This window comes from Nocardia brasiliensis (genome assembly GCF_011801125.1).
GTDB lineage: Bacteria > Actinomycetota > Actinomycetes > Mycobacteriales > Mycobacteriaceae > Nocardia > Nocardia brasiliensis_C.
On the sequence record NZ_CP046171.1, the window covers coordinates 1,001,257 to 1,023,072 of the forward strand.

Sequence of the window (21,816 nt, forward strand, 5' to 3'; positions counted from 1 at the left end):
CCAACTTGTTCGCCCGAGGCTACCTGCCCCGGGCGCTACCCGGCTTTCCATCTCAGAGGCTGACGCGCTCATCCGGTGCCAGGAACAACTTGTCGCTCTCGACAACACCGAAGGCGGTGTAGAACTCCGCGATATTGCGAACCACCTGATTGGCGCGGAACTCGTTCGGCGCGTGCACGTCCTTGGCGAGCAGCATCTCCTGGTACTGCTTGGTCGCGCGCTGGCGCCAGATCCGCGCCCAGGACAGCAACACCGTCTTGATGTCGGGCGTCGCGCCGTCGCGCTGGGCGGCGGCACGGTAGGCGGCCAGCGCGATCTGCAATCCGCGCAGGTCGGCCAGGTTCTCGCCGACCGTGAGCGCGCCGTTGACATGCTTGCCGGGATCGAGATCCTGCGGCACCAGCACGTCGTACTGCGCGATCAGCTGCTTGGTCTTGGCCTCGAACTTCGCCGTGTCCTGCGGGGTCCACCAGTCGCGCCGGTTGCCGTCACCGTCGTATTTCGAGCCCTGATCGTCGAAACCGTGCCCGATCTCGTGGCCGATGACCGCCCCGATCGCGCCGAAGTTGACCGCGTCCACGGCGTCGGCGTCGAAGAACGGCGATTGCAGGATCGCGGCGGGGAAGGTGATCTGGTTGGCGGTCGGGTCGTACATGGCGTTGACCGTCTGCGGCGGGAAGCCCCATTCGGTCCGGTCCACCGGGGTGCCCAGCTTGTCGAACGCGCGCTTGACCTCGAAAGTGATTGCCGCCCTGATGGACTCGACCAACTTGCCCTTGGTGATCCGCACCCCGGAGTAGTCGATCCAGCGGTCCGGGTAGCCGATCTTGGCGACGATCTTGTCCAGCTTGGCGATCGCGGCCGCCTTGGTCGGCGCCGACATCCACGAGGAGTCGGTGAAGTTCTGCCGGTAGGCGTCCATCAGGTCGGCGACCAGCGCCTTGGCCCGGTCCTTCGACGCCGCCGGGAAGTGCTTGGCCACATAGAGTTTGCCGAGCGGCTCGCCGAGATAGCGGTTGATCGTCGCGAGTCCGTCGCGCCATGGTTCTGGGCGCTGATCCAGTCCCTGCAACGCCTTGTCGGTGAAGTCGAACTTCGCGTCGGCCACCGTCTTCGGCAGGTACTGCGCGAACTCCTTCACGACGAGCAGGCGCAGGTACTCCTGCCACCGCGCGAGATCCACCTCGGCCCATAGTTTTCCCGCGTTGGTGACGAACGACGGCTGCCGCACCACCACCTTGTCGAACAGCTCCCTTGGGCGGTCGGTACTGCCCGCCAGCCAGGGATCCCAGTCGAAACCTTTTGCCAGACCGGTCATTTCGGTCCAGCTGAGCAGGTTGTAGGTGGTGTCGGGATCGCGGTCCCGCACGCTGTCCCAATAGCCCGCGGCGATCTTGGTCTCGAGTTCGAGCACCCGTTGCGCGGTGCCCGCGGGGTCGGCCAAGCCCGCGGCCGCGCCGACGCGCTCCAGGTAGGTCCGATAGGCGGCCATCTGCTCGGCGTACTCGGGCATGCGGTAGTACTGCTCGTCCAGGCTGCCGTCGATGCCGGACTGGCTGATCTGTGCGATGTAATCGCCGGAGTTCTGCTGATCGACCACGACCTGCAGGCCGATCAGTCCGTTGACCGGCAGCGCGCCCATCACCTCGGCCAGTGCCGACTTGCTGGTCGCGTTGTCGATCTTGCCGAGCAGATCGGCGACGGGGGTCATGCCGAGCCGCTCGATCTGCTCGCGATCGAGCCTGGCGTCGTAGAGATCACGCACCTGCTGTTCGGTCGAGCCCGCCTGCGGATTCTCGATGCCCTCGATGATCGCGCGCAACTGCTGCTCGCTGCGGTCGTTGGCCTCGTTGAACGCGCCGTACGACGACTTGTCCGGCGGCAGTTGATACTGCCGCAGCCAGAGTCCGTTCACGTTGCGATAGAGATCGTCTTGAGCCCGGATCGCGGGATCGGCGCCGGCCAGATCCACCCCGGTGAGTTCGATATCGGATCCCTCCGACTGCCGGGCGCAGGCGCTCAGCGCCGCGACGGCGGGTATCGCACCCAGGGCGGCGAGGAAGGCGCGGCGATCGATGCGGTGCGAACGAGCCGACGAGCTCAAGGGCATTCCTTTCGGTACGGTCGAGCCGAATGGTGCTTAGCCTTATTGATCTTGCTCGGTTCGAGGGTAGCGACGCGGCGTGACTCGCCAGGGTGCTCGGCCGGGCCGATCCGGCCCCTGCGCCGACCCCGATTTGGGAACGACCTGCGGATCCGCCTACACTAGACCGGTTGCCTGCGGGAGCTATGCCCGCAATCCGGCAGTGAACCCCCAGTGGTCGGGTCGCAAGATCCATCGAAACCGCTGGTAGGCGCGCGTCCGGAGGGTAACGGACCATGCCCGTCGGGTCGGCAATCCGGCGTGCGTATACATCCAGGTCAAGGAGGCTGAAGTGATTCAGCAGGAGTCGCGACTGCGCGTCGCCGACAACACGGGCGCGAAGGAAATCCTTTGCATCCGCGTTCTCGGTGGTTCGTCGCGTCGCTATGCCGGTATCGGCGACATCATCGTCGCCACCGTGAAGGACGCCATCCCCGGCGGCAACGTCAAGCGGGGTGACGTGGTCAAGGCCGTCGTCGTGCGCACCGTCAAGGAGCGTCGTCGTCCGGATGGCTCGTACATCAAGTTCGACGAGAACGCGGCCGTGCTGATCAAGGCGGACAACGACCCGCGCGGCACTCGCATCTTCGGCCCGGTCGGCCGCGAGCTGCGCGACAAGAAGTTCATGAAGATCGTCTCGCTGGCGCCGGAGGTGCTCTGACCATGAAGGTGCACAAGGGCGACACCGTGCTCGTCATCTCGGGTAAGGACAAGGGCGCGAAGGGCAAGGTCATTCAGGCCTACCCGGCGCAGAACCGGGTCCTCGTCGAGGGCGTGAACCGGATCAAGAAGCACGTCGCGAACTCCGCCAACCAGCGCGGCGCCTCCTCGGGCGGCATCGTGACCCAGGAAGCCCCGATCCACGTTTCCAACGTGATGGTCGTCGATTCCGATGGCAAGCCGACCCGCGTCGGCTACCGGACCGACGAAGAGAGCGGCAAGCGGGTCCGGATCTCCCGTAACAACGGGAAGGACATCTGACATGACGACAACTGAGAACAAGGTTCAGCCCCGGCTGAAGCAGCGCTACCGCGCGGAGATCAAGGACGCGCTGAACAGCGAGTTCAACTACGCCAACGTGATGCAGATCCCGGGCGTCGTCAAGGTCGTCGTGAACATGGGTGTCGGTGACGCCGCCCGCGACGCCAAGCTGATCAACGGCGCGGTCCGCGACCTCGAGCTGATCACCGGCCAGAAGCCCGAGATCCGCAAGGCCACCAAGTCGATCGCGCAGTTCAAGCTGCGTGAGGGCATGCCGATCGGCGCGAAGGTCACCCTGCGTGGCGACCGCATGTGGGAGTTCCTGGATCGCCTGGTCTCCATCGCGCTGCCGCGTATCCGCGACTTCCGCGGCCTTTCGCCGAAGCAGTTCGACGGCAACGGCAACTACACGTTCGGCCTGAGCGAGCAGTCGATGTTCCACGAGATCGACGTGGACTCCATCGACCGCCCGCGCGGCATGGACATCACCGTGGTGACCACCGCGACCAACAACGAAGAAGGCCGCGCGCTGCTCAAGCACCTCGGCTTCCCGTTCAAGGAGAACTGAGCCCATGGCTAAGAAAGCACTGGTCAACAAGGCCAACGCCAAGCCGAAGTTCGCGGTCCGCGCGTACACCCGCTGCCAGCGGTGCGGCCGTCCGCACGCGGTCTACCGCAAGTTCGGCCTCTGCCGCGTGTGCCTGCGCGAAATGGCGCACCGCGGCGAGCTCCCGGGCGTGCACAAGAGCTCCTGGTGAGCCCGCGCTCCTGACGAGCGCACCCAACTGAACACCCGCAAAGGCACGGTCTCCCCGAGACCGTGCTTTTCGGTGTTTCCAGAAGTCCTGCCGGAGTTCAGAACTCGAGTTCTGACCAGGGGATGTGGATGGGGAAGGGGTATTCGGCGGTGATCGCCGACGAGTCCTTCGGTGTCCACTTGCCAGTGAGCAGATAGTTGGCCGGATACAGCGGATGTACGCCCTCCGGCAGGTCGCCGGGAGCAGCCTCCAGCGCGAACGCCCGGATCGCCGCGATGGCGCTGCGCTCACGCTCGAGTGTCACTTCCCAGTACCAGGGGATCCCCGACTTCGCGTAGCGCGCCTTCTTCTCGTCTATGTCAGTTTGGGTATTGGCGGGCGAAAGCACCTCGCCCGCCAACAGCACATCGTCGGCGCGAACATCCTGGTAGGGCGCTGGGAGGCAGCGGTGCACCAAGAAGTCCGGCGTCATGAAGTCGGACTTTCCCGACGGCCCGAAGAAGATGTTCGTCTCGGTATGGACCCGCCAGCACCGCTGGGGGTTCGCGCCCATGTCTTCCCGTGCGCATCGCCGTAACCCGCTCCACAGCAGGTTGGTGAACTCCTGATGCTCGGCAGGCCCACGCCGCACCCAGACCACCCGCCCCTCCCACAGCTCGATCTGCTGGGCGACCTGCTCGGGTAGCTGCTCGAGTTCCTCCCACGTCATGCGTTCAGGAAGGTCAGGCCGTTCGATGCGCGGGCTCACCATGAGTTCATGGTAGTCGTGCCCGACCTGGTCAACAGCGATGAATCCACCGAGTGACCGGCGACGATGTTGCCCGGGTTGGCGGCGCAGCTCCGTATGGGTTCCCGATTCCGGATGAGGATCAACGGCGGCGGTGTTTGCGCTGCGCCCTCGGTTGGAGACAGCCGAGGTCTATCCCGTCCTGGACATGAGGTGAGACACGATAGGCGGCGGGCAGTGCGGTCCGGTTCCATAGCGTCGAAAGCGATTGGAACCCTCGCGGCTGTTGGTGCGTCATAGTTGGCGTAGGGAACCCCTTTTCCGAGCTGTCCGGCGAGAGGAGCACACCGGGTATGACAGATCCAGCTGCGCTTTCGGCAGAACCTGAAGAGGTGAAGGCGCTAGGGCGAATGGCGTACCAGATCGCGGACGAGTTGCAGGCAGGGTACTCCTCGCTCGTCGCCGATACGAAGGCAACGATCGACAGCTGGTCAGGTAACAACGCTGGGGTGTTCACCGCTGCTTGGGCCGAGTTTCACGAGGGCGCGGATCAGGTGTGGGACGCACTGTTCGAGCTGGCCGAGAAGCTGGGAGTGACCGCGGAGACGCTTCGTGCGACCGACCAGTCGTTCGCGACCGGCATCAGCTCCTTGGATCTGCCGTGAGGACGGGTGGAGGCTTATGAGTGCGGATACACCGGCCTTTTCGGTCGAACTCGACAAACTCGAAGAGTTGGCCGCGCGTATGCGCGGCTACAAAGCGGCGGTTACCGATCGCTTGGCGGAGCTCGAGGCGAAAGCCAAAGAGGTCGAAGGCGTTTGGGTCGGCAGCGCGGCCGTGGCGTACACCGAAGCTCACCGCGAGTGGGTTGCGGGCGTCACTGACATGCGGGACGGGCTCGCAGCACTGGAAGCTGCCCTGAAGGCGGCCCACGAGAGCTACACCAGCGCCGCCACCCAGACCCGACGGATCCTCGGCATATGACCGTGAAGCTCGAGGTAGATCCCAAGGTCTACTACCAGGCCGCCACGAACTGCTTCGACGCGGCCGCTGCCCTGAACGACAGCTTCAAATATGTTTTCGCCGAGCTGAACAGCTGCGGTCATATGGCGGGGCGGGATGAAGACGGTCGCGCGTGGGGGACCTCGTACGACGAATCTGCCCGCGACGCCGTAGCGTTCTTCGATCAAACCTTCGCGACGCTGCGCGCATACGGCACGGCCCTCAATGACCTGGGGTTCGAGCACGCGAAATCCGATGCCGCGCTTAAAGGAACGACACAGCCGGACAGACCGCAGGACTCGGCCTCGACCGTCACGTTCGGCCCGTACGCGCTTCCCGCATCGGCTGCCGGCGGTGCCCCGCAAGGGCTGTTGAAAGCGTCCGTCGAAGTGCTCGACGCCATCAATTGCCCACTTCCGGACGGCAACACCGACACGTTGGCCAAGGCCGCCGACGCCTGGGATCGACTGGGCAGGATCTACCAGAACACCAACGCCAAAGACAAAATCACCATCGCCGCAAGTCTTTTCGACGGTGTGACTTCGCAGGATGCCGTCCAGGTCCGGGAGGATCTGAAGACTCTGGAAACCTCCATCGGCGCGCTACTCGACACGTGCAAAGCGATCAGCAAGACCTGCCTCGACTACAAGGAGTCGATCGAAGAGCTCCGCAAAGAGATCAAAGGCTTCATCGACGCCATCATCCAAGAAGCCGCGATCGACATGACGATCACCGTCATCGCGACCTGTCTCACCGGCGTCGGCGGCCTGATCGCAGGCGCGAAAGCCGTAGAGTCGGCCCGCCGCTGGTCCCTGAAGATCAAAGCCGCCGTCACTGCCTGGCGAGCCCGCAAAGCTTTGCAGCTGAAGGGACTCGCCGACGACGCGAAGGCTGTGCTCGCGAAGGGCAAACAGGCCGTCAAGGATCTATATGAGCGATTGCGTGGCAAAGTGGGTAGTGGTGTCAAGACCCGCACTGGGACGACCCTCACGCAGAAGGATCTCGATGCACTGGCCGACTACACTGGGCCTGGATATTGGGATCTCAACCAAGCACTGAGGAACGGTACATTGGATGCATCGCAGGAGGCAAGGGTAAAGGCCATCGAAGAGGCCCTGTCGAAGTTACCCGACCACAACGGCACCGTGTACCGAGGTACTGACCTTCCAGTAAATGTTCTGGACGACTATAAACCGGGCGAGATCGTGACTGAGCGTGCATTCACGAGCACGTCGTCCTCGCCTTCAACGGCATTTCCGGGAAATACGCAATTCACTATTATTTCGAAGACTGGTAAAGATGTATCTCAATACTCCTCGACTGAAGCTGCAGGGATTGTTGAGAATGAGGTTCTGTTTCCTCCGGGTGCCAGATTTCAGGTGGTGAGTAAAACTTTTGATCCCAGTACTGGGAAGACGTTTATAGAGTTGATCGAAAGGTAGCGTGCCAGATGAGCAAGGAGATAGCGGGCAAGAAATTCTCGTCGCTAGAAGAGGAGGGGTTGGAACCGCTGAGCGATGAGGAATTGGAGCGAGCCGAGCAGATGTTCGCTGAAGCTCGCGCAAGGATTGCGGCAGTTCCGCCGGAGGAGCCGAGGCAGGCGTCGAGGAAGTTCTATGACGATACGAGTGGCACAGAGTTCGAACAACGGTGAAGCCGGTGTGAACCGCTGAACGCGAAGGCGGCGGAGCCTAAGTGCGAGGTGAAGTGTCCATGAACGATCCATGTCGAGATCGGAGGGATGCTATTGGTCAGCGAATGGGCTTCTAGGTGTAAGGATGCCACTGGTGCCGAGGATCTGGGGGCATCGACGTCTCGGCTAGCGTGGAAGGAATTTGCTCGGTGGTAGGTGACTGGGGGAATGTCCGAATCCGCAGCAATTCTGACCCGCAGTTTCGAACGCGTGCGGATACCTGATTTTTTGCCGCAGTTTGCGGAACTGGAGCCAGAGTCGCGAGCGAATGCTTGGTCGCGGCGGTTCTTGGTTCGATGCCATCAGCAGCGAGTTTCCAATGAGCTGCGGTTTCGAGATCGGTGATGAGAGGTTTTGGAGTCCGTCACTGTGGGTGGGCGACGTGTATATCCGTATCTGCAGGGTGTCGGATCGGTTTAGGTGTTGCCGCCGGGCTGAGCGCAGTCTCGTCCGATACGAGGGACATCGATCGACGTCTTCGGGGAGCTTGTGAAACTGATGCATGAAGCTGCTTCGGTAGTGGGCATCAAGTGTTCAAGGTTTTGCTCGAAGGTGTCCTTGCACGGTCGATCGTGCTCCTGGAGTGGGGCGGGAGGGGATTGCGTCCAGTACGGATGACGAGCGAGCTTTTCGGGACAAGGCGCTGGCCCTGTCGATGGCTCGATGAACTCCACTCGCCATTTCTACTTCGGGATCTGACGGTGCTGAATGTGTTGGTCGGTTGATCACCAGGTAATGGTGGCGGCAGGCTGTCGGGCGATGCCGCCACCATTACCTGGTGATCACTTGTCCAGTGCGCGGGTGGGGTGATGCTGCGCAGGTGGCGCGGTGGACTGTCGCCGGGGCGGCGGGGTGGCCGTGCGTAAGGGCGTGGATGCACGGTGAAGGGGACGGCGGGTAATCGCCGAGGCGGCGGATGCCGCGAAAGCGGCGGTGCGCTTGTCGCGGCAACGGCGCGTGCACAAAGGGGTGTGTGGCGAGGGGCGCGCGGATGCGAGTCGATGTGTTGCAGGCTTCCGGGGACCAGTGGTCCCTCGGGGCGCGCCTGAGAAATGGGCACATGCTGCCGTGCCCTATCGCAGTTCACGGCAGCTGAGTGTCTCAGTTCTGTTGGCCCAGAAGTTCCAGGGAGCGCTGGTGGGCGCGGGCGGCGAGGGCGGATTCCCTGGCGGCGTCGGCACCACCTTGGCCCGCGAGGTAGGTGTGCAGGTTGGCTTTTGCCTCGTACCAAGCGGCCCGTTCGGTGGCGCCTGCTTCGGCGGTGGGTCGGCTCAGGGTCAGTGCGGTCATTTCGACCAGGACGTTCACCCGCGGTCCTCCTCGACGATGTAGCGGATGGTTCAGTGGGTACACCGTGACCTGTGTTCGAATCGTTACGCCGGTCACAAAATACTCCACGTAGTATGTCCGGCCCTGTGGTTTGGACAACAGAGGTCACGTGTCGTTCGCTGCGGTGTCCTCTGGGGGTTGCTGAGCCGGGGAAGGATGCGCATCTCGGTCGGTAAGTGCCCCGCATGCAGGGGCTTTGTTATCGTCTCGTGTCCGGGAAACTGGATGATTGCCGGACCGATCGAAGATCAACAGCCGAAACTTCGGCCGGATTCGTCCCCACACGACTCGCGCACCGCACCGGACTTACCGCGAACGCCACACCGGACCTGCCGCGAAGCGGCCCGCACCCGCGCCCCGGATTTGGTGGCCAACTGGGGTTTGTCTACACTGAACCGGTTGCTTGGGCACCTCTGTGTCCGCATGTCCTGGGTGTGGTTGTCTGCATCGACATGTGGGACGGCCCAGGCGCCGAGAACTCTCACGAGAACTCAATCCGGTCGACAAGTGTCGGCCGGACCGCCGAATTGCTGTAGGCCCACGGTTGACGTGCAGTTTTGTACGTCGACGTTGTATGGGAACCGCAGCGAGAAAGGTGTCAAGGTCGAACCATGACCATGACTGATCCGATCGCAGACTTCCTGACGCGTCTGCGCAACGCCAACTCGGCGTACCACGATCAGGTGAAGGCTCCGCACTCGAAGCTCAAGGCGAACATCGCCGAGATCCTCAAGCGCGAGGGCTACATCGCCGACTACCGCACCGAGGACGCGACCGTGGGCAAGAGCCTGGTCGTCGATCTGAAGTACGGCCCCAGCCGTGAGCGCAGCCTGCAGGGCCTGCGTCGCGTCTCGAAGCCGGGTCTGCGTGTGTACGCGAAGTCCACCAACCTGCCCAAGGTCCTGGGCGGCCTCGGCGTGGCGATCATCTCCACGTCGACCGGTCTGCTCACCGATCGCCAGGCGGCCAAGCAAGGTGTAGGCGGGGAAGTCCTCGCCTACGTCTGGTAAGCGGAGGTAGGACAATGTCGCGTATTGGCAAGAAGCCCATCGCAATCCCCGCGGGCGTCGAGGTGACCATCGACGGCCAGCAGGTGTCGGTGAAGGGGCCCAAGGGCACCCTCTCGCACACCGTCGCCGAGCCGATCACCGTCGCCAAGGGCGAGGACGGCCAGCTCGAGGTCGTTCGCCCGAACGACGAGCGCCAGAGCCGCGCGCTGCACGGCCTGACCCGCACCCTGATCGCCAACATGGTCGAGGGTGTCACCAAGGGCTACGAGAAGAAGATGGAAATCTTCGGCGTCGGTTACCGCGTGCAGGCCAAGGGCTCGAACCTGGAGTTCGCCCTCGGCTACAGCCACCCGGTGCCGATCGAGGCCCCGGCGGGCATCACCTTCGCGGTGGAGTCGCCCACCAAGTTCTCCGTGTCCGGAATCGACAAGCAGGCGGTCGGCCAGATCTCTGCCGTGATCCACGGACTGCGTAAGCCCGACCCGTACAAGGGCAAGGGCATCCGCTACGCCGGCGAGGTCGTTCGCCGCAAGGTCGGAAAGACGGGTAAGTGATCATGGCGCAAACCGAAAATCAGATCGCCAAGCGCAAGCCGCGCGGCAAAGACGTGTCCACGACGCGTCGTCTGTCGAAGACCCGCCGTCACTTCCGTCTGCGCAAGAAGGTCGTCGGCACCACCGAGCGTCCGCGCCTGGTGGTCAACCGCTCTTCGCGGCACCTGCACGCGCAGCTCGTCGACGACTCGGTCGGCAAGACCATCGCCGCCGCGTCCTCGATCGAGGCCGATGTGCGTGCGCTGGACGGCGACAAGTCGGCCAAGAGCAAGAAGGTCGGCGAACTGCTGGCCGAGCGGGCCAAGGCTGCCGGTGTCGACGCGGTCGTATTCGACCGTGGCGGCCACGACTACCACGGCCGCATCGCCGCGCTCGCCGATGCCGCTCGCGAAGCGGGGTTGAAATTCTGATGACGAAGAACAACGGAAGGAACGTCTGATGCCGGGACGTCAGAGGCGTGACGGCGGCAACGGACCCGCCGGACAGAATGGCGCTGCTGGTGGTGGCGACAACCGCGACAACCGCGGCGGTGGCCGCGACCGCCGGGGCGGCGACAACCGCCGGGACAACGCCGCCGAGAAGAACCAGCTCGAGCGCGTCGTCGCGATCAACCGTGTCTCCAAGGTCGTGAAGGGTGGTCGTCGCTTCAGCTTCACCGCCCTCGTGATCGTCGGTGACGGCAACGGTCTGGTCGGTGTCGGCTACGGCAAGGCCAAGGAAGTTCCCGCGGCCATCCAGAAGGGAGTCGAGGAGGCTCGCAAGGGCTTCTTCCGTGTCCCGATGATCGGTTCCACCATCACCCACCCGGTGCAGGGTGAGGCGGCGGCCGGTGTGGTCATGCTGCGCCCGGCGTCCCCGGGTACCGGTGTGATCGCCGGTGGTGCGGCTCGTGCCGTGCTGGAATGCGCTGGCATTCATGACATCCTGGCGAAGTCGCTCGGTAGCGATAACGCCATCAACGTCGTGCACGCGACCGTTGCCGCGCTCAAGATGCTGCAGCGTCCCGAAGAGGTCGCGGCTCGCCGTGGCCTGCCGCTGGAAGACGTTGCCCCTGCGGGCATGCTGCGTGCGCGCGCCCAGGCTGCGGGAGGTGCCAGGTAAATGGCCGATCTCAAGGTGACCCAGATCAAGAGCACGATCGGTGCCAAGAAGAACCAGCGTGAGAGCCTTCGCACGCTGGGTCTGCGCAAGATCCGGCAGACCGTGGTTCGCGAGGATACCCCGCAGAACCGCGGCCTGATCAACGTCGTGCGCCACCTCGTGACAGTTGAGGAGGTCTGACATGACCATCAAGTTGCATCACCTGCGCCCCGCGCCCGGTGCCAAGACCGAGAAGACTCGGGTCGGCCGTGGTGAGGGTTCCAAGGGTAAGACCGCGGGCCGCGGTACCAAGGGCACCAAGGCTCGCAAGAACGTTCCGGCCGCCTTCGAGGGTGGGCAGATGCCGCTGCACATGCGGCTGCCCAAGCTCAAGGGCTTCACGAACCGGTTCCGCACGGAATACCAGGTCGTGAACGTCGGCGCGATCGCCAAGCTGTTCCCCGAGGGTGGCGAGATCGGCAAGGCCGAGCTCGTCGCGGCCGGCGCGGTTCGCAAGAACCAGCTGGTGAAGGTCCTCGGCGACGGCGAGATCGGCGTCGCGGTCCAGGTGACCGTCGACAAGGTCACCGGCGCGGCGAAGGAAAAGATCACCGCGGCCGGTGGCACTGTCACCGAGCTGGGCTGACGGTACTCTGACAATCAGTGGCACCGGACGAGTGAATGCTCGTCCGGTGCCACTGTTAGAGTTCAATAGTTGTCTGCCAAGCCTCGCCATGGTTTTCAGCGTCCCCACATGCCGATTCGTCGGCGATGGGGTATTGCTTGAAATGACCATGTCCTGACCATGTCGTTCGCCAGGAGGATCTGTGCTTTCCGCCTTCGTATCGGCCTTCCGGACTCCGGACTTACGGCGGAAGATTCTCTTCACGCTGGGGTTGATCGCGCTGTACCGGCTGGGTGCCGCGCTGCCGTCCCCCGGTGTCGACTACAAGGCCGTCCAGGAGTGCGTCAAGCAGGTGTCCGGCGGTGAAGACGCCGGTATCTACCAGCTGATCAATCTGTTCTCCGGCGGTGCGCTGCTGCAGCTTTCGGTGTTCGCGATCGGCATCATGCCGTACATCACCGCGAGCATCATCATCCAGCTGCTGACCGTCGTCATCCCGCGGTTCGAGGAACTGCGCAAGGAAGGCCAGGCAGGCCAGACCAAGATGACGCAGTACACCCGGTACCTGTCGATCGCGCTAGCGATCCTGCAGGCCACCGGTCTGGTCGCGCTCGCATCGCGCGGTCAGCTGCTGCAGGGCTGCCAGAAGGACATCATCGCCGACAACGGCATCTTCGCGATGATCATCATCGTGCTGGTGATGACCGCCGGTGCGGCCCTGGTGATGTGGTTCGGCGAGCAGATCACCGAGCGCGGTATCGGCAACGGCATGTCGCTGCTGATCTTCGCAGGCATCGCCGCCCGCATCCCCACCGAGGGCAAGTCCATCCTGGACAGCCGCGGTGGCCTGGTGTTCGGCCTGGTGTGTGTCGCGGCGTTCGCGATCATCGTCGCCGTCATCTTCGTCGAGCAGGGCCAGCGCCGGATTCCGGTGCAGTACGCCAAGCGTGTGGTCGGCCGCAAGATGTACGGTGGCTCGTCTACCTACCTGCCGTTGAAGGTCAATCAGGCCGGCGTCATCCCGGTGATCTTCGCGTCCTCGCTGCTGTACCTGCCCAACCTGGTGGCTCAGCTGACCTCCGCGCGCAACAACCCGGATCCGAGCTGGTGGCAGGACATCATCAACAAGTACCTGGTGTCTCCGGGCAACCCGGTCTACATCGCGATCTACTTCGGTCTGATCGTGTTCTTCACCTACTTCTATGTCGCGATCACCTTCAATCCGGAGGAACGCGCGGACGAGATGAAGAAGTTCGGTGGCTTCATTCCCGGGTACCGCCCGGGTAAGCCGACCGCCGACTACCTCAACTTCGTCCTGAGCCGCATCACCCTCCCCGGCTCGATCTACCTCGGTCTTGTTGCCGTGCTGCCGAACCTGTTCCTGGACATCGGCGCATCCGCTAACACCCAGAACCTTCCGTTCGGTGGCACCGCGGTGCTGATCATGGTGAGCGTCGGTCTCGACACCGTGAAGCAGATCGAAAGCCAGCTGATGAATCGAAATTACGAAGGGTTCCTCAAGTGAGAGTTGTACTCCTCGGTCCGCCTGGTGCCGGCAAGGGCACCCAGGCCGTCCTGCTGTCGGAGAAGCTGGGCGTCCCGCACATCTCCACTGGAGACCTGTTCCGCGCGAACATCAGCCAGCAGACCCCGCTGGGTCGCGAAGCGCAGAAGTACATGGACGCGGGCGACCTGGTGCCCAGCGATGTCACCAACCGCATGGTCGAGGCCAGGGTGAACGAGCCCGACGCCGCGAACGGCTTTGTGCTCGACGGCTACCCGCGCACGGTCGATCAGGCCGACGCGCTGGAGAAGATCCTCAAGGACATGGACACCAAGCTCGACGCGGTGCTGTGTTTCGTGGTGCCCGAGGACACCGTGGTCGCGCGCATGCTCTCGCGCGGTCGTGCCGATGACAACGAGGGCGTGATCCGTAATCGGCTCCGGGTGTACCGCGAGGAGACCGAGCCGTTGCTGGAGCACTACGACGGGCTGGTCGTCTCGGTGGACGGCGTCGGCGAGGTCGACGAGGTCAACGCGCGCGCTCTGCGGGCGCTGGGCCATTGATGACCGACGCCGGGTCGCCGGCGCGGCGCGCGATGGAGCGCTGAGGCCGCGTGGTCTTCAATCGCAAGAAGAAGGTCGTGCCGTTCCGCACGGCAGGTGAACTGGATGCCATGGCGGCGGCCGGCGCGATCGTCGGTCGCGCCTTGGTCGCCGTGCGCGCGGCCGCCAAGCCGGGCGTCTCCACCCTGGAGCTCGACGAGGTGGCCGAGCATGTCATCCGTGACGCGGGTGCCGTGCCGTCCTTCAAGGGCTACCACGGCTTCCCGGGTTCGATCTGCGCGTCGGTGAACGACCGTGTGGTGCACGGGATTCCGACCGCTGCGGAGATCCTGGCCGAGGGCGATCTGGTCTCCATCGACTGCGGCGCCATTCTCGACGGCTGGCACGGTGATTCGGCGTGGACGTTCGGCGTCGGCACCATCATCGAGGCCGACCGACTGTTGAGCGAGGCCACCAAGCTGTCCATGGAGGCGGGCATCGAGGCCATGCTGCCCGGCAACCGCCTCTCCGACGTTTCGCACGCCATCGAGCTCGGTACCAGGGCGGCCGAGCAGCAGCACGGCCGCGCCTACGGCATCGTCGACGGTTACGGCGGACACGCGATCGGCCGAGAGATGCACCTCGACCCGTTCCTCGCCAACGAGGGCGATCCGGGCAAGGGGCCCAAGCTCGTGGTCGGCTCGGTGCTCGCGATCGAGCCCATGCTGACCCTCGGCACCACGCAGACCCAGGTGCTCGGCGACGATTGGACCGTTGTCACCATCGACGGGTCGCGTGCCGCGCACTGGGAGCACACGGTCGCGGTCACCGAGGACGGCCCCCGCATCCTCACCCTGCGCCCGGAGTAGCCGGGCAACGTTTCCGGGCTCGACCCGATCGGGCCGTGCCCGCGGTGGGGTGTGCACGGTTCGGAGTCTCGCGTGACGAGGACGCGATCGCACCGACACCGGACTCGGGGTCCGGATGATCACGTCGCGTGATTCGGCGACACGTTTGCTGTCGCCAAATCCGGACGCTACCCAGCGGTCGCGCTGGATCGGTGTCGTCGTTCCTTGCGCCTGCCGCGCCTGGCCGTGACGGTCGGTCCGGGCGACGCTGCCCGGTGGGAATCAGGTCGACGGTCGGTCCCGATTCCTTACTGTGCTGAACGATGCTGTCAGCGTATGTCCGGGATGGCCGGTGGCACGTGAGTAGGGAACTACTCGAATCTGGTTGGTGCACCACGTAGTTGGTGCCGCCGCGGACCGCAGACGCGGACTGCGGGGATGCGGGAAACCGGCGCTGGCATGCGGATTCGACCGGTGCAGGTAATCGCACCGGGGCGCTTCGCACGCCAACGGCGCTGTGCGCCAGGGTCTTGCGCACGAGCCTGCGATGCGGGTCCGCGCCGCAGGCCGATGCGGTCGCCGATCAGTTGCCGCGTAGCGCGGCGCGCAGCACCACGGTGACCAGTGGCAGGTCGAATTCACCGGCCGCGGTCTCCGGCCTGCTGTGCAGATAGTCGACGATGCGGCTGAGCACCTCGGCGCGCTGCTGCGCGGACACCACCAGCGTGTGCGAATGCGTCCCGATGGTCGCGGCCAGCGTCTCGGCGGTGCGGCGCTGGGAGTGCGGGAACTCGGCGCTGACGAAGTCTTCGAACAGGGGATGCGCGGGCAGCAGATCCCCGCCCGACTCCGACGGCGGCATGGTGGCGTCGGTCCTGGTGACCTCGGCGAGACCGGCGACCCAGTCGACGCTCTTGTCGTCGGTGTTCCACAGCGCCGCGAAAATGCCGCCGCGGCGCAGCACCCTGGCGAACTCGGGGAAGGCCCGCTCCTGATCGAACCAGTGGAACGCCTGCCCGGCCACGATCGCGTCCACCGACCCGGTCGCCAGCGGAATCGCTTCGGCCGTACCCTCATACGCCCGCACGCCGGGTAGCCTGCGCATCAATTCGACCCGCATCCCGTCGTCGGGTTCGACGGCGATCACGGTGGCGCCCGCGGCAAGCAGGCCCTCGGTGAGCTTGCCGGTGCCCGCGCCGAGGTCGAGGACGACCGGAGCGGGAATGGGCGGAACGGGTTTCAGGGCCCACCGAATAGCCGCGAGCGGGTAGTCGGGCCGGTGTTCGGCATAGGCTGCCGCGTGGGTACCAAAAGAGGATGCGCGCCGGGCACGCAGGGCACGTTTGTCCGCTTCTCGATCAGTCGTATTCCCCATGCGCCAACCATAGAGCCGTGCGGTCGGCGCGCGGGGAAGATTACGAGGCTCCCGGTAGCCGGCGCACGCCCGCGCAGACCTCGGCGGCCAAGTCGTCGTAGCCGACGGCCAATTCGGCCAGCCGCTGCCAGGCGTCCCACAGGTCCCACTCCGACGCGCTCGCCAGTGCGGCGTAGGCCTTGGCGGTGAACTGGGCGAGCCGATCGATCACCGCGCCGACCGTTTCGGTGTGCACGTGCGCGGCACCGTGTGCGGGCGGCAACTGGACGGTGATCCAGCGATCGATGTCGCGCACCAAACTCGCACGCAGCGCGTCGATCTCCTCGGCGGACTTGCGGTCGGCGCTGATCCGCCGCTCATGCAGGGTGGTCAGCTCGTGGGCGCACCGCAGCAGCGGGTTGTCCTCCGGGTGATCACCCCGACAGGCTTGCAGCACTTGATGTTTGGCGGGAAGCTGGCCCGTGGTCATCGCAGCCCCAGGTTCCGGCAGGAGCGCACGGTGTTGACGATACTGACGCCGGAGGGGCGAAAGGCGTTCTCCGGGGCGACAACCCACTCTCGATACCCGGTGCCGGGGTAACCGGGGGAGGGGAGCGCGATCTCGCCGCCGATCGGCACGATCGACACGTTGAGCCGGAACAGTTCGGCGAACAAGCGGACGTCGTCGGGCAGGTCGGGCCGGACCAGGAAGGTCCAGCGCTTCGATCGAACATGAGAAATGATCGGGCCCAATGGATTTCGGTGATATATCAGTTCGTCGTGCACCTGCTCGCCCAGCGCGGCCGGCATCGTGACGGCGCCGACGAAACCGGCGCGGACGGTGATCCGGCCGATCTCCGGATGAAATCCGGCGGGGAGGTCGCAGGTGTGGCGGTAATAGGCGCATCGGGCGGCAGGAGTTTCCGCCAACGCCACTTGGTCCATGGGGAGCCTCGACTAGCATCGTTGTCTGGTGAAGCCGCCGGATCCGATACGCCATAGGCACTGGGAGTGACCTGGGACACCGTTCTGGCGTGAACTCAGTGAAGCACTCCGGGCGATGGTGGTAACCGTTGCGTTCAATTAGTTCTCGATAAGTTCGCCGCGACGACGTTTACCTGCGGGTTTCCGCTCACCATGCGCGGCGGGCTACCCCCGGTCAGGGGGTTGTGCGAAAGAACAGCACACGGTCGCCGTGCTCGGCGAGCGGCGTGGTCGCGCTGATCTGACGCAGCCCGCTGGAGGGCAGATAGGTGAGGTTGGCGAACATCTGGGTATTGCCGAACGCCGCGCGCAGCTTGGTCTCCGTCGCGCGGTCGGCGTTCAGCTCCGCCAGCATCTTGAAGTCCAGCGGCGCGAGCGGTTTGTCCAGCGGCGCCTGTCCCGCGGGCCTGCCGAGCGCGGCGTACTGGGTGGCGACACCGTGCTCGTACCAGCACAGCTCGTAGGCGATGTGCTCGGTCACCGTGATCGCGGCGACCGGCCAATCCTGGGAAAGTCGCATCGCCAGTGGATGTTTCGCGACCGGGGTCAGTTCCCAGTGCAGGCTCATCACGGTCACCCAGCCGCCGTAGGGCTGGTCGATCAGCACGATGTCGTCGCCGAGCTTTTCGGCCGTGTTCAGCTCGGCGTCGGTGGTTTTCACCTTCTCTTCGCGCTCACCGAAATAGCCGGCCCGGTCCAGTGGATAGGCGTCGTCGATCGCGTACGCGCCGATGATCGCCGCCCGGATCTGCGCGATCGCGTCGGGGGTCGGGCAGTACACGCTGAGCGCGCCGAAGCTGGTGCCGATCTGCACCGGCATCGACGGCGGGTCGGGCTCCGCGCCGGGCAGCAGCGGTCGCAGGCCGACCAGCGCCAGCTTCCAGTTGAGTTCCTCGACGGTGGACAGATCGCCCGAGGACTTGAACAGGATCTGCTGCTGGGTCAGTCTGCCCGCCTGCTCCAGCGTGCGGCAGCCGAGCTCGGTGAGTGCCCGGTACGACTTCGGAGTGAGGTCGAGGTCTTGAATCCCACAGGCGCGCAAGCGGATCGACATTCCGGTCGAGGTGAACGCGGAGTAGCGCTCGCGGTACATCGACAGCGCCTGCTTGCGGGAGCGGCCCACCATGAGCGTGCGCAGCAGGGTGCTCAGGCTGGCGAGATACTTTCCGGACAGCTCCGGATTCGCGGCGGCCAGCGCGCTGCGGATGCGCGCCGCCTCCCCGGTCGCGGCCACCGCGGCGTCCTGGTCGAGGCGGCCCAGCCAGACACCGCACTTGGACAGGCCGTCGGCGCAGAGCCCGGCCACCTCCGGGTGGATGCGGGCCAACTGCCGGTAGGCGTCGCAGGCACGGCGGATCGTGGTGGTCGCGAGCTCGCGGCGGCCGCTGTGCCGCGCCGCCAATTCGACCGCGCGCAAGGCCTCGTTCAGCTCCCCGGCCAGGCGGGCGTTCAACACCTGACCGGTGGCCAGCAAACGCAGCCGGATGCCGACCGCCTCCTCGGCGGGGGCGAGGGCATCGCGGGTCCGGTCGCGGGCCGACCCGTCGGTCTTCGTGGCGATAAGCCCTTTCGCGAGTTCACTCAGCGAGGTCGCAAGCCGAAGATCCGCCTCGATCGAACGATCGAGCGCCGCATAGCGATCCGCGGCGACCTGACGCTCCAGCGCGCCCAGATCCATCGAGCCCCTCGTTTCCAGCATGATCCTCCGCTAACCGGCGGCGTCGAGCCACTCCGCATCCGTGCACGAGTCTGTCACGGTTGTCGGCTCGGCGCACCAGGTTGTCATGGCCCGCAATGTCGTTCGAGGTCACGCTTCCAGGAGCAGGGTGACCGGTCCGTCGTTGATCAGCTCGACCCGCATGTGCGCGCCGAACCGGCCGGTCGCGACGGTCGCTCCGAGTTCCCGCAGGGCCTGCGCGAACGCCTCGACCAACGGCTCGGCTACCGCGCCGGGCGCGGCCGCGTTCCAGGACGGTCTGCGGCCCTTGGCGGTGTCGGCGTAGAGCGTGAATTGGCTGACCACCAGGATCGGCGCGGCGAGGTCGGCGGCGCTGCGTTCGCCGTCGAGAATGCGCAGCCGCCACACCTTGTCGGCGAGGGTGCGCGCGACCGCTTCGGTGTCGCCGTGGGTAGCGCCGACCAACGCGACCAAGCCGTGCGGCACGCCGGTCGCGGTCGGGTCGATCCGGCCGATCACCTCGTCCTCGACGCGCACCTCGGCCGAGCTCACTCGTTGCAGCAGCACTCGCACAGCAGTCGATCATGCCGGGCGGCGACGCCGGGCGGGCCGCGGGGTGTCGATCCCGTGACTACCAGAGCGAACGCGGGCGGATGTCGTTCGCGAGATCGACCAGCGCGTAACGATGCAACCGGCTCTGAGTGTTGCGGGCGACCGCACGCAGCGCCGATTCCAGCCCGCCGCGCAGGCCCGCCTCGGTGAAGGGGCAGTCGAGGATCATCGCGTGCGGTTCCGGTTGCCCGCCCGCGTTCAACCAGGACAGTGCGGCGCCGAGCACGATGGCGCGCAGCTGGGTCAGGCGCGGGTCGTCCGGGAGCGCCCGCAGGTGCGCCACGGCCGCGTCGAGGTCGGCGCGGGTCATCTCGGCCACCGGTCGGGTCGCCGAGAGCAGGCACGCGGTCATCCTCGCGGTGTTGTGGTGGCGCGAGGAATCGGGCACCTGCTGCAGCGTGGCCACGGCGGCGTCGATATCGCCGCCGCCGGCCAGCCCGCGCGCGAGCCCGAACGCCGCGCTCGCCACGCCGCGGGTGTTGCGCCAGACGGAGCGGTAGTGCCCGGTGGCCGCCTGCCGCCAATGGCGTGCGTCCGCCGGCTCCGCCGCGGCCTGCAGGGCGAGTTCCGCGGTGGCGGCCAGAGCCAGCAGCGGCGCGATCTCGCCGGGGACCATGGCGTGTACCCGATCGAAATGCGCGTAGGCCCGGACATATTCGGCACACGACAGGTCGGCGACGGCGGTGTACCACTCGATCCGCCAGTCCGCCCGATGCGCGGGCAGCAGCTGCGTCAAGGCCTGACGGGCCTGCTCGACCTCGCCGAGATCGAGTTGCGCGCGTACCGCGGTCAATGTGCCTTCCAGCTCGAAGGTCTGCGGGGTGCCGATGACGCCCGCGCGCATGTCGGCGGCGCTCTGGCGCAGGGTGTCGAGTGCCTGCTGCGAATCGCCGTGCAGCAGCGGGGAAAGCAGTTCCGCGCTCGGATCCTCGCTGTCGATCAGCGGAACGGGCAGCGCGGCAACGACACTCGCGGTGTCGAGGATCGGGGCCGCGTGAATGCCCTCGATCACGCCCTCGGTCTGGCGGATCAGCGCCTGGATGCCGAAATCGCCACGTGGCGAACCGAATACGGCCGAGGTCTGCGGATACTCGTGGTTGTTGTCCTCGGCGAGCACCGAACGCAGCACCCCGGCGAGTTGCCGGTACATCGCGTAGGCGGACGGAAAACGCTGTTCGGGATCGGCGTCGGTGGCGCGTCGGAGCAACCGCTCGAAGGACGGATAGCGCCCCAGCACCGGCGCCTCGTCGGCCGTCGGGATGGCGGGCATGCTCGGGCCGATGCGTTCGAGCGGGATCGGCAGGGTCAGCGCGGCCAGCGTGCGCCCGACCGTGTGGATATCGGAGGCCACGGTCGGTCCGGTGCTGGTGAATTCGGGCGCCTGATAGCCGAAGGTGCCGTAGAGGCTGCCGCCGGATTCCCTGGCCGCCACCGCGCCGAGATCGATCAGCTTGACCTCGTCCTCGGTGACCATGATGTTGTCCGGCTTCAGATCGTTGTAGGCCAGGCCGAACGAGTGCAGGTAGTCCAGCGCGGGCAAGACCTCCATCACATACGCGATGGCCTCGGCCACCGGGAGCCGTTCCGGTGCGCGGCGATCGAGCATCGTCTTCAACGATTGCCCGCCGATGTATTCCATCACGATGTATCCGGAGGAAATTCCGTCGGCGGAGCGATGTTTGACGAAGTTGAAGATCTTCACGATCCCCGGATGCGACATTTCCGAAAGGAACTGGCGTTCGGCGAGCGCGACGACGTGTGCCTCGAAATCGAGCGGGTTCTGCAGTCCTTTCAAGACCACCCACCGGTCGCTGACATTTCGATCGCGAGCAAGGTATATCCAACCCATGCCGCCGTAGGCGAGACAGCCGCGGACTTCGTATTGGCCCGCGACCAACTCGCCCGGGCTCAGCGCGGGGCGGAAGTTGAACGGCGAGCCGCAGTGCGGACAGGTGCCCGCCGAGGGCCCGCGCTGTGCGCCTGCGGATCGGCCGACCGGCTTCTGACATTTCCAGCAGAAGCGTTTGTCCTCGGGCACCTCGGGGTCGGTCAGCATCGCACCGGCCGGGTCGACCTGGTCGACCTGCGGCAGTTCGACCAGCCCCGCGCTCAGCCTGCGCACGCTCGGCCGGGACCGGACGCTGCGGCCCGAGCTGGGCATGGTCTGCGTGCCCGGCGCCTCGTCCGCTTCCGGCGACCACTGCTCGGTCTCGGCGGCCGTCGCGCGCCGGGTGGCCCACGGCGACGGGGCGCGGTGCGGCAATTCGGTGGGATCGCGGGTCAGTATCGTCGCAGGCGGGACCGGGCGAATGTGGTCGGACGCACTGAGGTGTTCCGGCATTCGACCCTCTCCGCACCACGAATACAATTCCGAGACCATACCCGCCCTGTT

General features: G+C 65.6%; 26 protein-coding genes. 17 read left to right on the plus strand and 9 right to left on the minus strand.

The genetic code is table 11. From position 1 onward, the window contains the following. Window positions 1-52: 52 nt before the first annotated feature. Window positions 53-2,110 (minus strand): M13 family metallopeptidase, encoded by a 2,058-nt coding sequence (locus F5X71_RS04530; RefSeq protein WP_167460798.1) that lies wholly within the window; start codon window positions 2,108-2,110, stop codon window positions 53-55. Between the two features lie 325 nt (window positions 2,111-2,435). On the opposite strand from F5X71_RS04530, the gene rplN reads away from it, so the two are divergent. The 4 genes from rplN to F5X71_RS04550 are packed head-to-tail and all read left to right on the plus strand — an operon-like array spanning window position 2,436 to window position 3,882. Continuing rightward, window positions 2,436-2,804 carry a 50S ribosomal protein L14 gene (gene rplN / locus F5X71_RS04535; RefSeq protein ID WP_014981702.1) on the plus strand — a complete coding sequence of 123 codons (369 nt, stop codon included), beginning with the start codon at window positions 2,436-2,438 and terminating at the stop codon, window positions 2,802-2,804. Window positions 2,805-2,806: 2 nt separating this feature from the next. After that, window positions 2,807-3,124, plus strand: coding sequence for a 50S ribosomal protein L24 (rplX, locus tag F5X71_RS04540; protein ID WP_167460799.1), 318 nt, complete (start codon window positions 2,807-2,809; stop codon window positions 3,122-3,124). Between the two features lies 1 nt (window position 3,125). Next, entirely contained in the window at window positions 3,126-3,692 is a 567-nt protein-coding gene (gene rplE / locus F5X71_RS04545; protein ID WP_167460800.1) for a 50S ribosomal protein L5, read from the plus strand. A gap of 4 nt (window positions 3,693-3,696) precedes the next feature. After that, window positions 3,697-3,882, plus strand: a complete 186-nt coding sequence (locus F5X71_RS04550; protein WP_014981705.1) for a type Z 30S ribosomal protein S14 — start codon at window positions 3,697-3,699, stop codon at window positions 3,880-3,882. A gap of 97 nt (window positions 3,883-3,979) precedes the next feature. Here F5X71_RS04550 and F5X71_RS04555 read toward each other — a convergent pair whose 3' ends face one another. After that, complete coding sequence (locus tag F5X71_RS04555) at window positions 3,980-4,591, minus strand: Uma2 family endonuclease (protein ID WP_167466211.1); 612 nt, start codon at window positions 4,589-4,591, stop codon at window positions 3,980-3,982. Between the two features lie 371 nt (window positions 4,592-4,962). Between F5X71_RS04555 and F5X71_RS04560 the strand changes: the two genes are divergently transcribed. The 4 genes from F5X71_RS04560 to F5X71_RS04575 are packed head-to-tail and all read left to right on the plus strand — an operon-like array spanning window position 4,963 to window position 7,265. Then, window positions 4,963-5,274 carry a WXG100 family type VII secretion target gene (locus F5X71_RS04560; protein WP_167460801.1) on the plus strand — a complete coding sequence of 104 codons (312 nt, stop codon included), beginning with the start codon at window positions 4,963-4,965 and terminating at the stop codon, window positions 5,272-5,274. 16 nt (window positions 5,275-5,290) lie between these two features. After that, on the plus strand, window positions 5,291-5,593 hold the full coding sequence (locus F5X71_RS04565; RefSeq protein ID WP_167460802.1) for a WXG100 family type VII secretion target: 303 nt from the start codon (window positions 5,291-5,293) through the stop codon (window positions 5,591-5,593). Next, window positions 5,590-7,053 carry an ADP-ribosyltransferase gene (locus F5X71_RS04570; RefSeq protein ID WP_167460803.1) on the plus strand — a complete coding sequence of 488 codons (1,464 nt, stop codon included), beginning with the start codon at window positions 5,590-5,592 and terminating at the stop codon, window positions 7,051-7,053. Before F5X71_RS04565 ends, F5X71_RS04570 begins: the two co-directional genes overlap by 4 nt. 8 nt (window positions 7,054-7,061) lie before the next feature. Continuing rightward, entirely contained in the window at window positions 7,062-7,265 is a 204-nt protein-coding gene (locus tag F5X71_RS04575; protein ID WP_167460804.1) for a hypothetical protein, read from the plus strand. A gap of 1,140 nt (window positions 7,266-8,405) precedes the next feature. On the opposite strand, the gene F5X71_RS04580 is transcribed toward F5X71_RS04575, so the two are convergent. Further along, on the minus strand, window positions 8,406-8,612 hold the full coding sequence (locus F5X71_RS04580) for a hypothetical protein (protein ID WP_167460805.1): 207 nt from the start codon (window positions 8,610-8,612) through the stop codon (window positions 8,406-8,408). A 632-nt stretch (window positions 8,613-9,244) separates the two neighbouring features. Between F5X71_RS04580 and rpsH the strand changes: the two genes are divergently transcribed. The 9 genes from rpsH to map all read left to right on the plus strand — a co-directional run bounded on the left by rpsH (window position 9,245) and on the right by map (window position 14,817). Next, window positions 9,245-9,643: a 30S ribosomal protein S8 gene (rpsH, locus tag F5X71_RS04585; protein ID WP_014981717.1), complete on the plus strand. Its 399-nt coding sequence runs from the start codon at window positions 9,245-9,247 to the stop codon at window positions 9,641-9,643. A gap of 14 nt (window positions 9,644-9,657) precedes the next feature. Beyond that, the gene (rplF, locus tag F5X71_RS04590) at window positions 9,658-10,197 is read left to right on the plus strand and encodes a 50S ribosomal protein L6 (RefSeq protein WP_167460806.1); all 540 of its coding nucleotides are present in this window, start codon (window positions 9,658-9,660) and stop codon (window positions 10,195-10,197) included. A gap of 2 nt (window positions 10,198-10,199) precedes the next feature. Beyond that, window positions 10,200-10,607: a 50S ribosomal protein L18 gene (gene rplR / locus F5X71_RS04595; RefSeq protein ID WP_014981719.1), complete on the plus strand. Its 408-nt coding sequence runs from the start codon at window positions 10,200-10,202 to the stop codon at window positions 10,605-10,607. Between the two features lie 28 nt (window positions 10,608-10,635). After that, window positions 10,636-11,298: a 30S ribosomal protein S5 gene (rpsE, locus tag F5X71_RS04600; protein WP_042265080.1), complete on the plus strand. Its 663-nt coding sequence runs from the start codon at window positions 10,636-10,638 to the stop codon at window positions 11,296-11,298. Beyond that, a complete protein-coding gene (gene rpmD / locus F5X71_RS04605) occupies window positions 11,299-11,478 on the plus strand; it encodes a 50S ribosomal protein L30 (protein WP_029892543.1) in 180 nt (59 codons plus the stop codon). It abuts the gene before it with no gap. A gap of 1 nt (window position 11,479) precedes the next feature. Further along, window positions 11,480-11,923 (plus strand): 50S ribosomal protein L15, encoded by a 444-nt coding sequence (rplO, locus tag F5X71_RS04610; protein WP_014981722.1) that lies wholly within the window; start codon window positions 11,480-11,482, stop codon window positions 11,921-11,923. 181 nt (window positions 11,924-12,104) lie between these two features. Next, window positions 12,105-13,427: a preprotein translocase subunit SecY gene (secY, locus tag F5X71_RS04615; protein WP_167460807.1), complete on the plus strand. Its 1,323-nt coding sequence runs from the start codon at window positions 12,105-12,107 to the stop codon at window positions 13,425-13,427. Next, complete coding sequence (locus F5X71_RS04620; RefSeq protein ID WP_014981724.1) at window positions 13,424-13,969, plus strand: adenylate kinase; 546 nt, start codon at window positions 13,424-13,426, stop codon at window positions 13,967-13,969. The genes secY and F5X71_RS04620 overlap by 4 nt, the downstream gene beginning before the upstream one ends. 50 nt (window positions 13,970-14,019) lie before the next feature. Then, window positions 14,020-14,817, plus strand: a complete 798-nt coding sequence (gene map, locus F5X71_RS04625) for a type I methionyl aminopeptidase (RefSeq protein ID WP_167460808.1) — start codon at window positions 14,020-14,022, stop codon at window positions 14,815-14,817. 562 nt (window positions 14,818-15,379) lie between these two features. Here the strand turns inward: map and F5X71_RS04630 are convergent. The 6 genes from F5X71_RS04630 to F5X71_RS04655 all read right to left on the minus strand — a co-directional run bounded on the left by F5X71_RS04630 (window position 15,380) and on the right by F5X71_RS04655 (window position 21,765). Next, window positions 15,380-16,171, minus strand: coding sequence for a class I SAM-dependent methyltransferase (locus F5X71_RS04630; RefSeq protein WP_167460809.1), 792 nt, complete (start codon window positions 16,169-16,171; stop codon window positions 15,380-15,382). 40 nt (window positions 16,172-16,211) lie between these two features. Further along, entirely contained in the window at window positions 16,212-16,640 is a 429-nt protein-coding gene (locus tag F5X71_RS04635) for a DUF4254 domain-containing protein (protein WP_167460810.1), read from the minus strand. Beyond that, a complete protein-coding gene (locus F5X71_RS04640) occupies window positions 16,637-17,086 on the minus strand; it encodes a DNA-directed RNA polymerase subunit beta (RefSeq protein ID WP_342803774.1) in 450 nt (149 codons plus the stop codon). Before F5X71_RS04640 ends, F5X71_RS04635 begins: the two co-directional genes overlap by 4 nt. A gap of 223 nt (window positions 17,087-17,309) precedes the next feature. Continuing rightward, on the minus strand, window positions 17,310-18,833 hold the full coding sequence (locus tag F5X71_RS04645; RefSeq protein ID WP_238815716.1) for a hypothetical protein: 1,524 nt from the start codon (window positions 18,831-18,833) through the stop codon (window positions 17,310-17,312). A gap of 108 nt (window positions 18,834-18,941) precedes the next feature. Continuing rightward, window positions 18,942-19,385 carry a D-aminoacyl-tRNA deacylase gene (dtd, locus tag F5X71_RS04650; RefSeq protein ID WP_167460812.1) on the minus strand — a complete coding sequence of 148 codons (444 nt, stop codon included), beginning with the start codon at window positions 19,383-19,385 and terminating at the stop codon, window positions 18,942-18,944. A 58-nt stretch (window positions 19,386-19,443) separates the two neighbouring features. Then, on the minus strand, window positions 19,444-21,765 hold the full coding sequence (locus tag F5X71_RS04655; RefSeq protein WP_167460813.1) for a serine/threonine-protein kinase: 2,322 nt from the start codon (window positions 21,763-21,765) through the stop codon (window positions 19,444-19,446). Window positions 21,766-21,816: the final 51 nt, after the last annotated feature.

Excerpts from the sequence above, each read along its gene's own strand:
- F5X71_RS04530 (WP_167460798.1), bottom strand. The coding sequence starts at position 2,110 with ATGCCCTTGAGCTCGTCGGCTCGTTCGCACCGCATCGATCGCCGCGCC.
- rplX (WP_167460799.1), top strand. The coding sequence starts at position 2,807 with ATGAAGGTGCACAAGGGCGACACCGTGCTCGTCATCTCGGGTAAGGAC.
- rplE (WP_167460800.1), top strand. The coding sequence starts at position 3,126 with ATGACGACAACTGAGAACAAGGTTCAGCCCCGGCTGAAGCAGCGCTAC.
- F5X71_RS04550 (WP_014981705.1), top strand. The coding sequence starts at position 3,697 with ATGGCTAAGAAAGCACTGGTCAACAAGGCCAACGCCAAGCCGAAGTTC.
- F5X71_RS04555 (WP_167466211.1), bottom strand. The coding sequence starts at position 4,591 with ATGACGTGGGAGGAACTCGAGCAGCTACCCGAGCAGGTCGCCCAGCAG.
- F5X71_RS04560 (WP_167460801.1), top strand. The coding sequence starts at position 4,963 with ATGACAGATCCAGCTGCGCTTTCGGCAGAACCTGAAGAGGTGAAGGCG.
- F5X71_RS04565 (WP_167460802.1), top strand. The coding sequence starts at position 5,291 with ATGAGTGCGGATACACCGGCCTTTTCGGTCGAACTCGACAAACTCGAA.
- F5X71_RS04570 (WP_167460803.1), top strand. The coding sequence starts at position 5,590 with ATGACCGTGAAGCTCGAGGTAGATCCCAAGGTCTACTACCAGGCCGCC.
- F5X71_RS04575 (WP_167460804.1), top strand. The coding sequence starts at position 7,062 with ATGAGCAAGGAGATAGCGGGCAAGAAATTCTCGTCGCTAGAAGAGGAG.
- rpsH (WP_014981717.1), top strand. The coding sequence starts at position 9,245 with ATGACCATGACTGATCCGATCGCAGACTTCCTGACGCGTCTGCGCAAC.
- rplF (WP_167460806.1), top strand. The coding sequence starts at position 9,658 with ATGTCGCGTATTGGCAAGAAGCCCATCGCAATCCCCGCGGGCGTCGAG.
- rplR (WP_014981719.1), top strand. The coding sequence starts at position 10,200 with ATGGCGCAAACCGAAAATCAGATCGCCAAGCGCAAGCCGCGCGGCAAA.
- rpsE (WP_042265080.1), top strand. The coding sequence starts at position 10,636 with ATGCCGGGACGTCAGAGGCGTGACGGCGGCAACGGACCCGCCGGACAG.
- rpmD (WP_029892543.1), top strand. The coding sequence starts at position 11,299 with ATGGCCGATCTCAAGGTGACCCAGATCAAGAGCACGATCGGTGCCAAG.
- rplO (WP_014981722.1), top strand. The coding sequence starts at position 11,480 with ATGACCATCAAGTTGCATCACCTGCGCCCCGCGCCCGGTGCCAAGACC.
- F5X71_RS04630 (WP_167460809.1), bottom strand. The coding sequence starts at position 16,171 with ATGGGGAATACGACTGATCGAGAAGCGGACAAACGTGCCCTGCGTGCC.
- F5X71_RS04635 (WP_167460810.1), bottom strand. The coding sequence starts at position 16,640 with ATGACCACGGGCCAGCTTCCCGCCAAACATCAAGTGCTGCAAGCCTGT.
- F5X71_RS04645 (WP_238815716.1), bottom strand. The coding sequence starts at position 18,833 with ATGCTGGAAACGAGGGGCTCGATGGATCTGGGCGCGCTGGAGCGTCAG.
- F5X71_RS04655 (WP_167460813.1), bottom strand. The coding sequence starts at position 21,765 with ATGCCGGAACACCTCAGTGCGTCCGACCACATTCGCCCGGTCCCGCCT.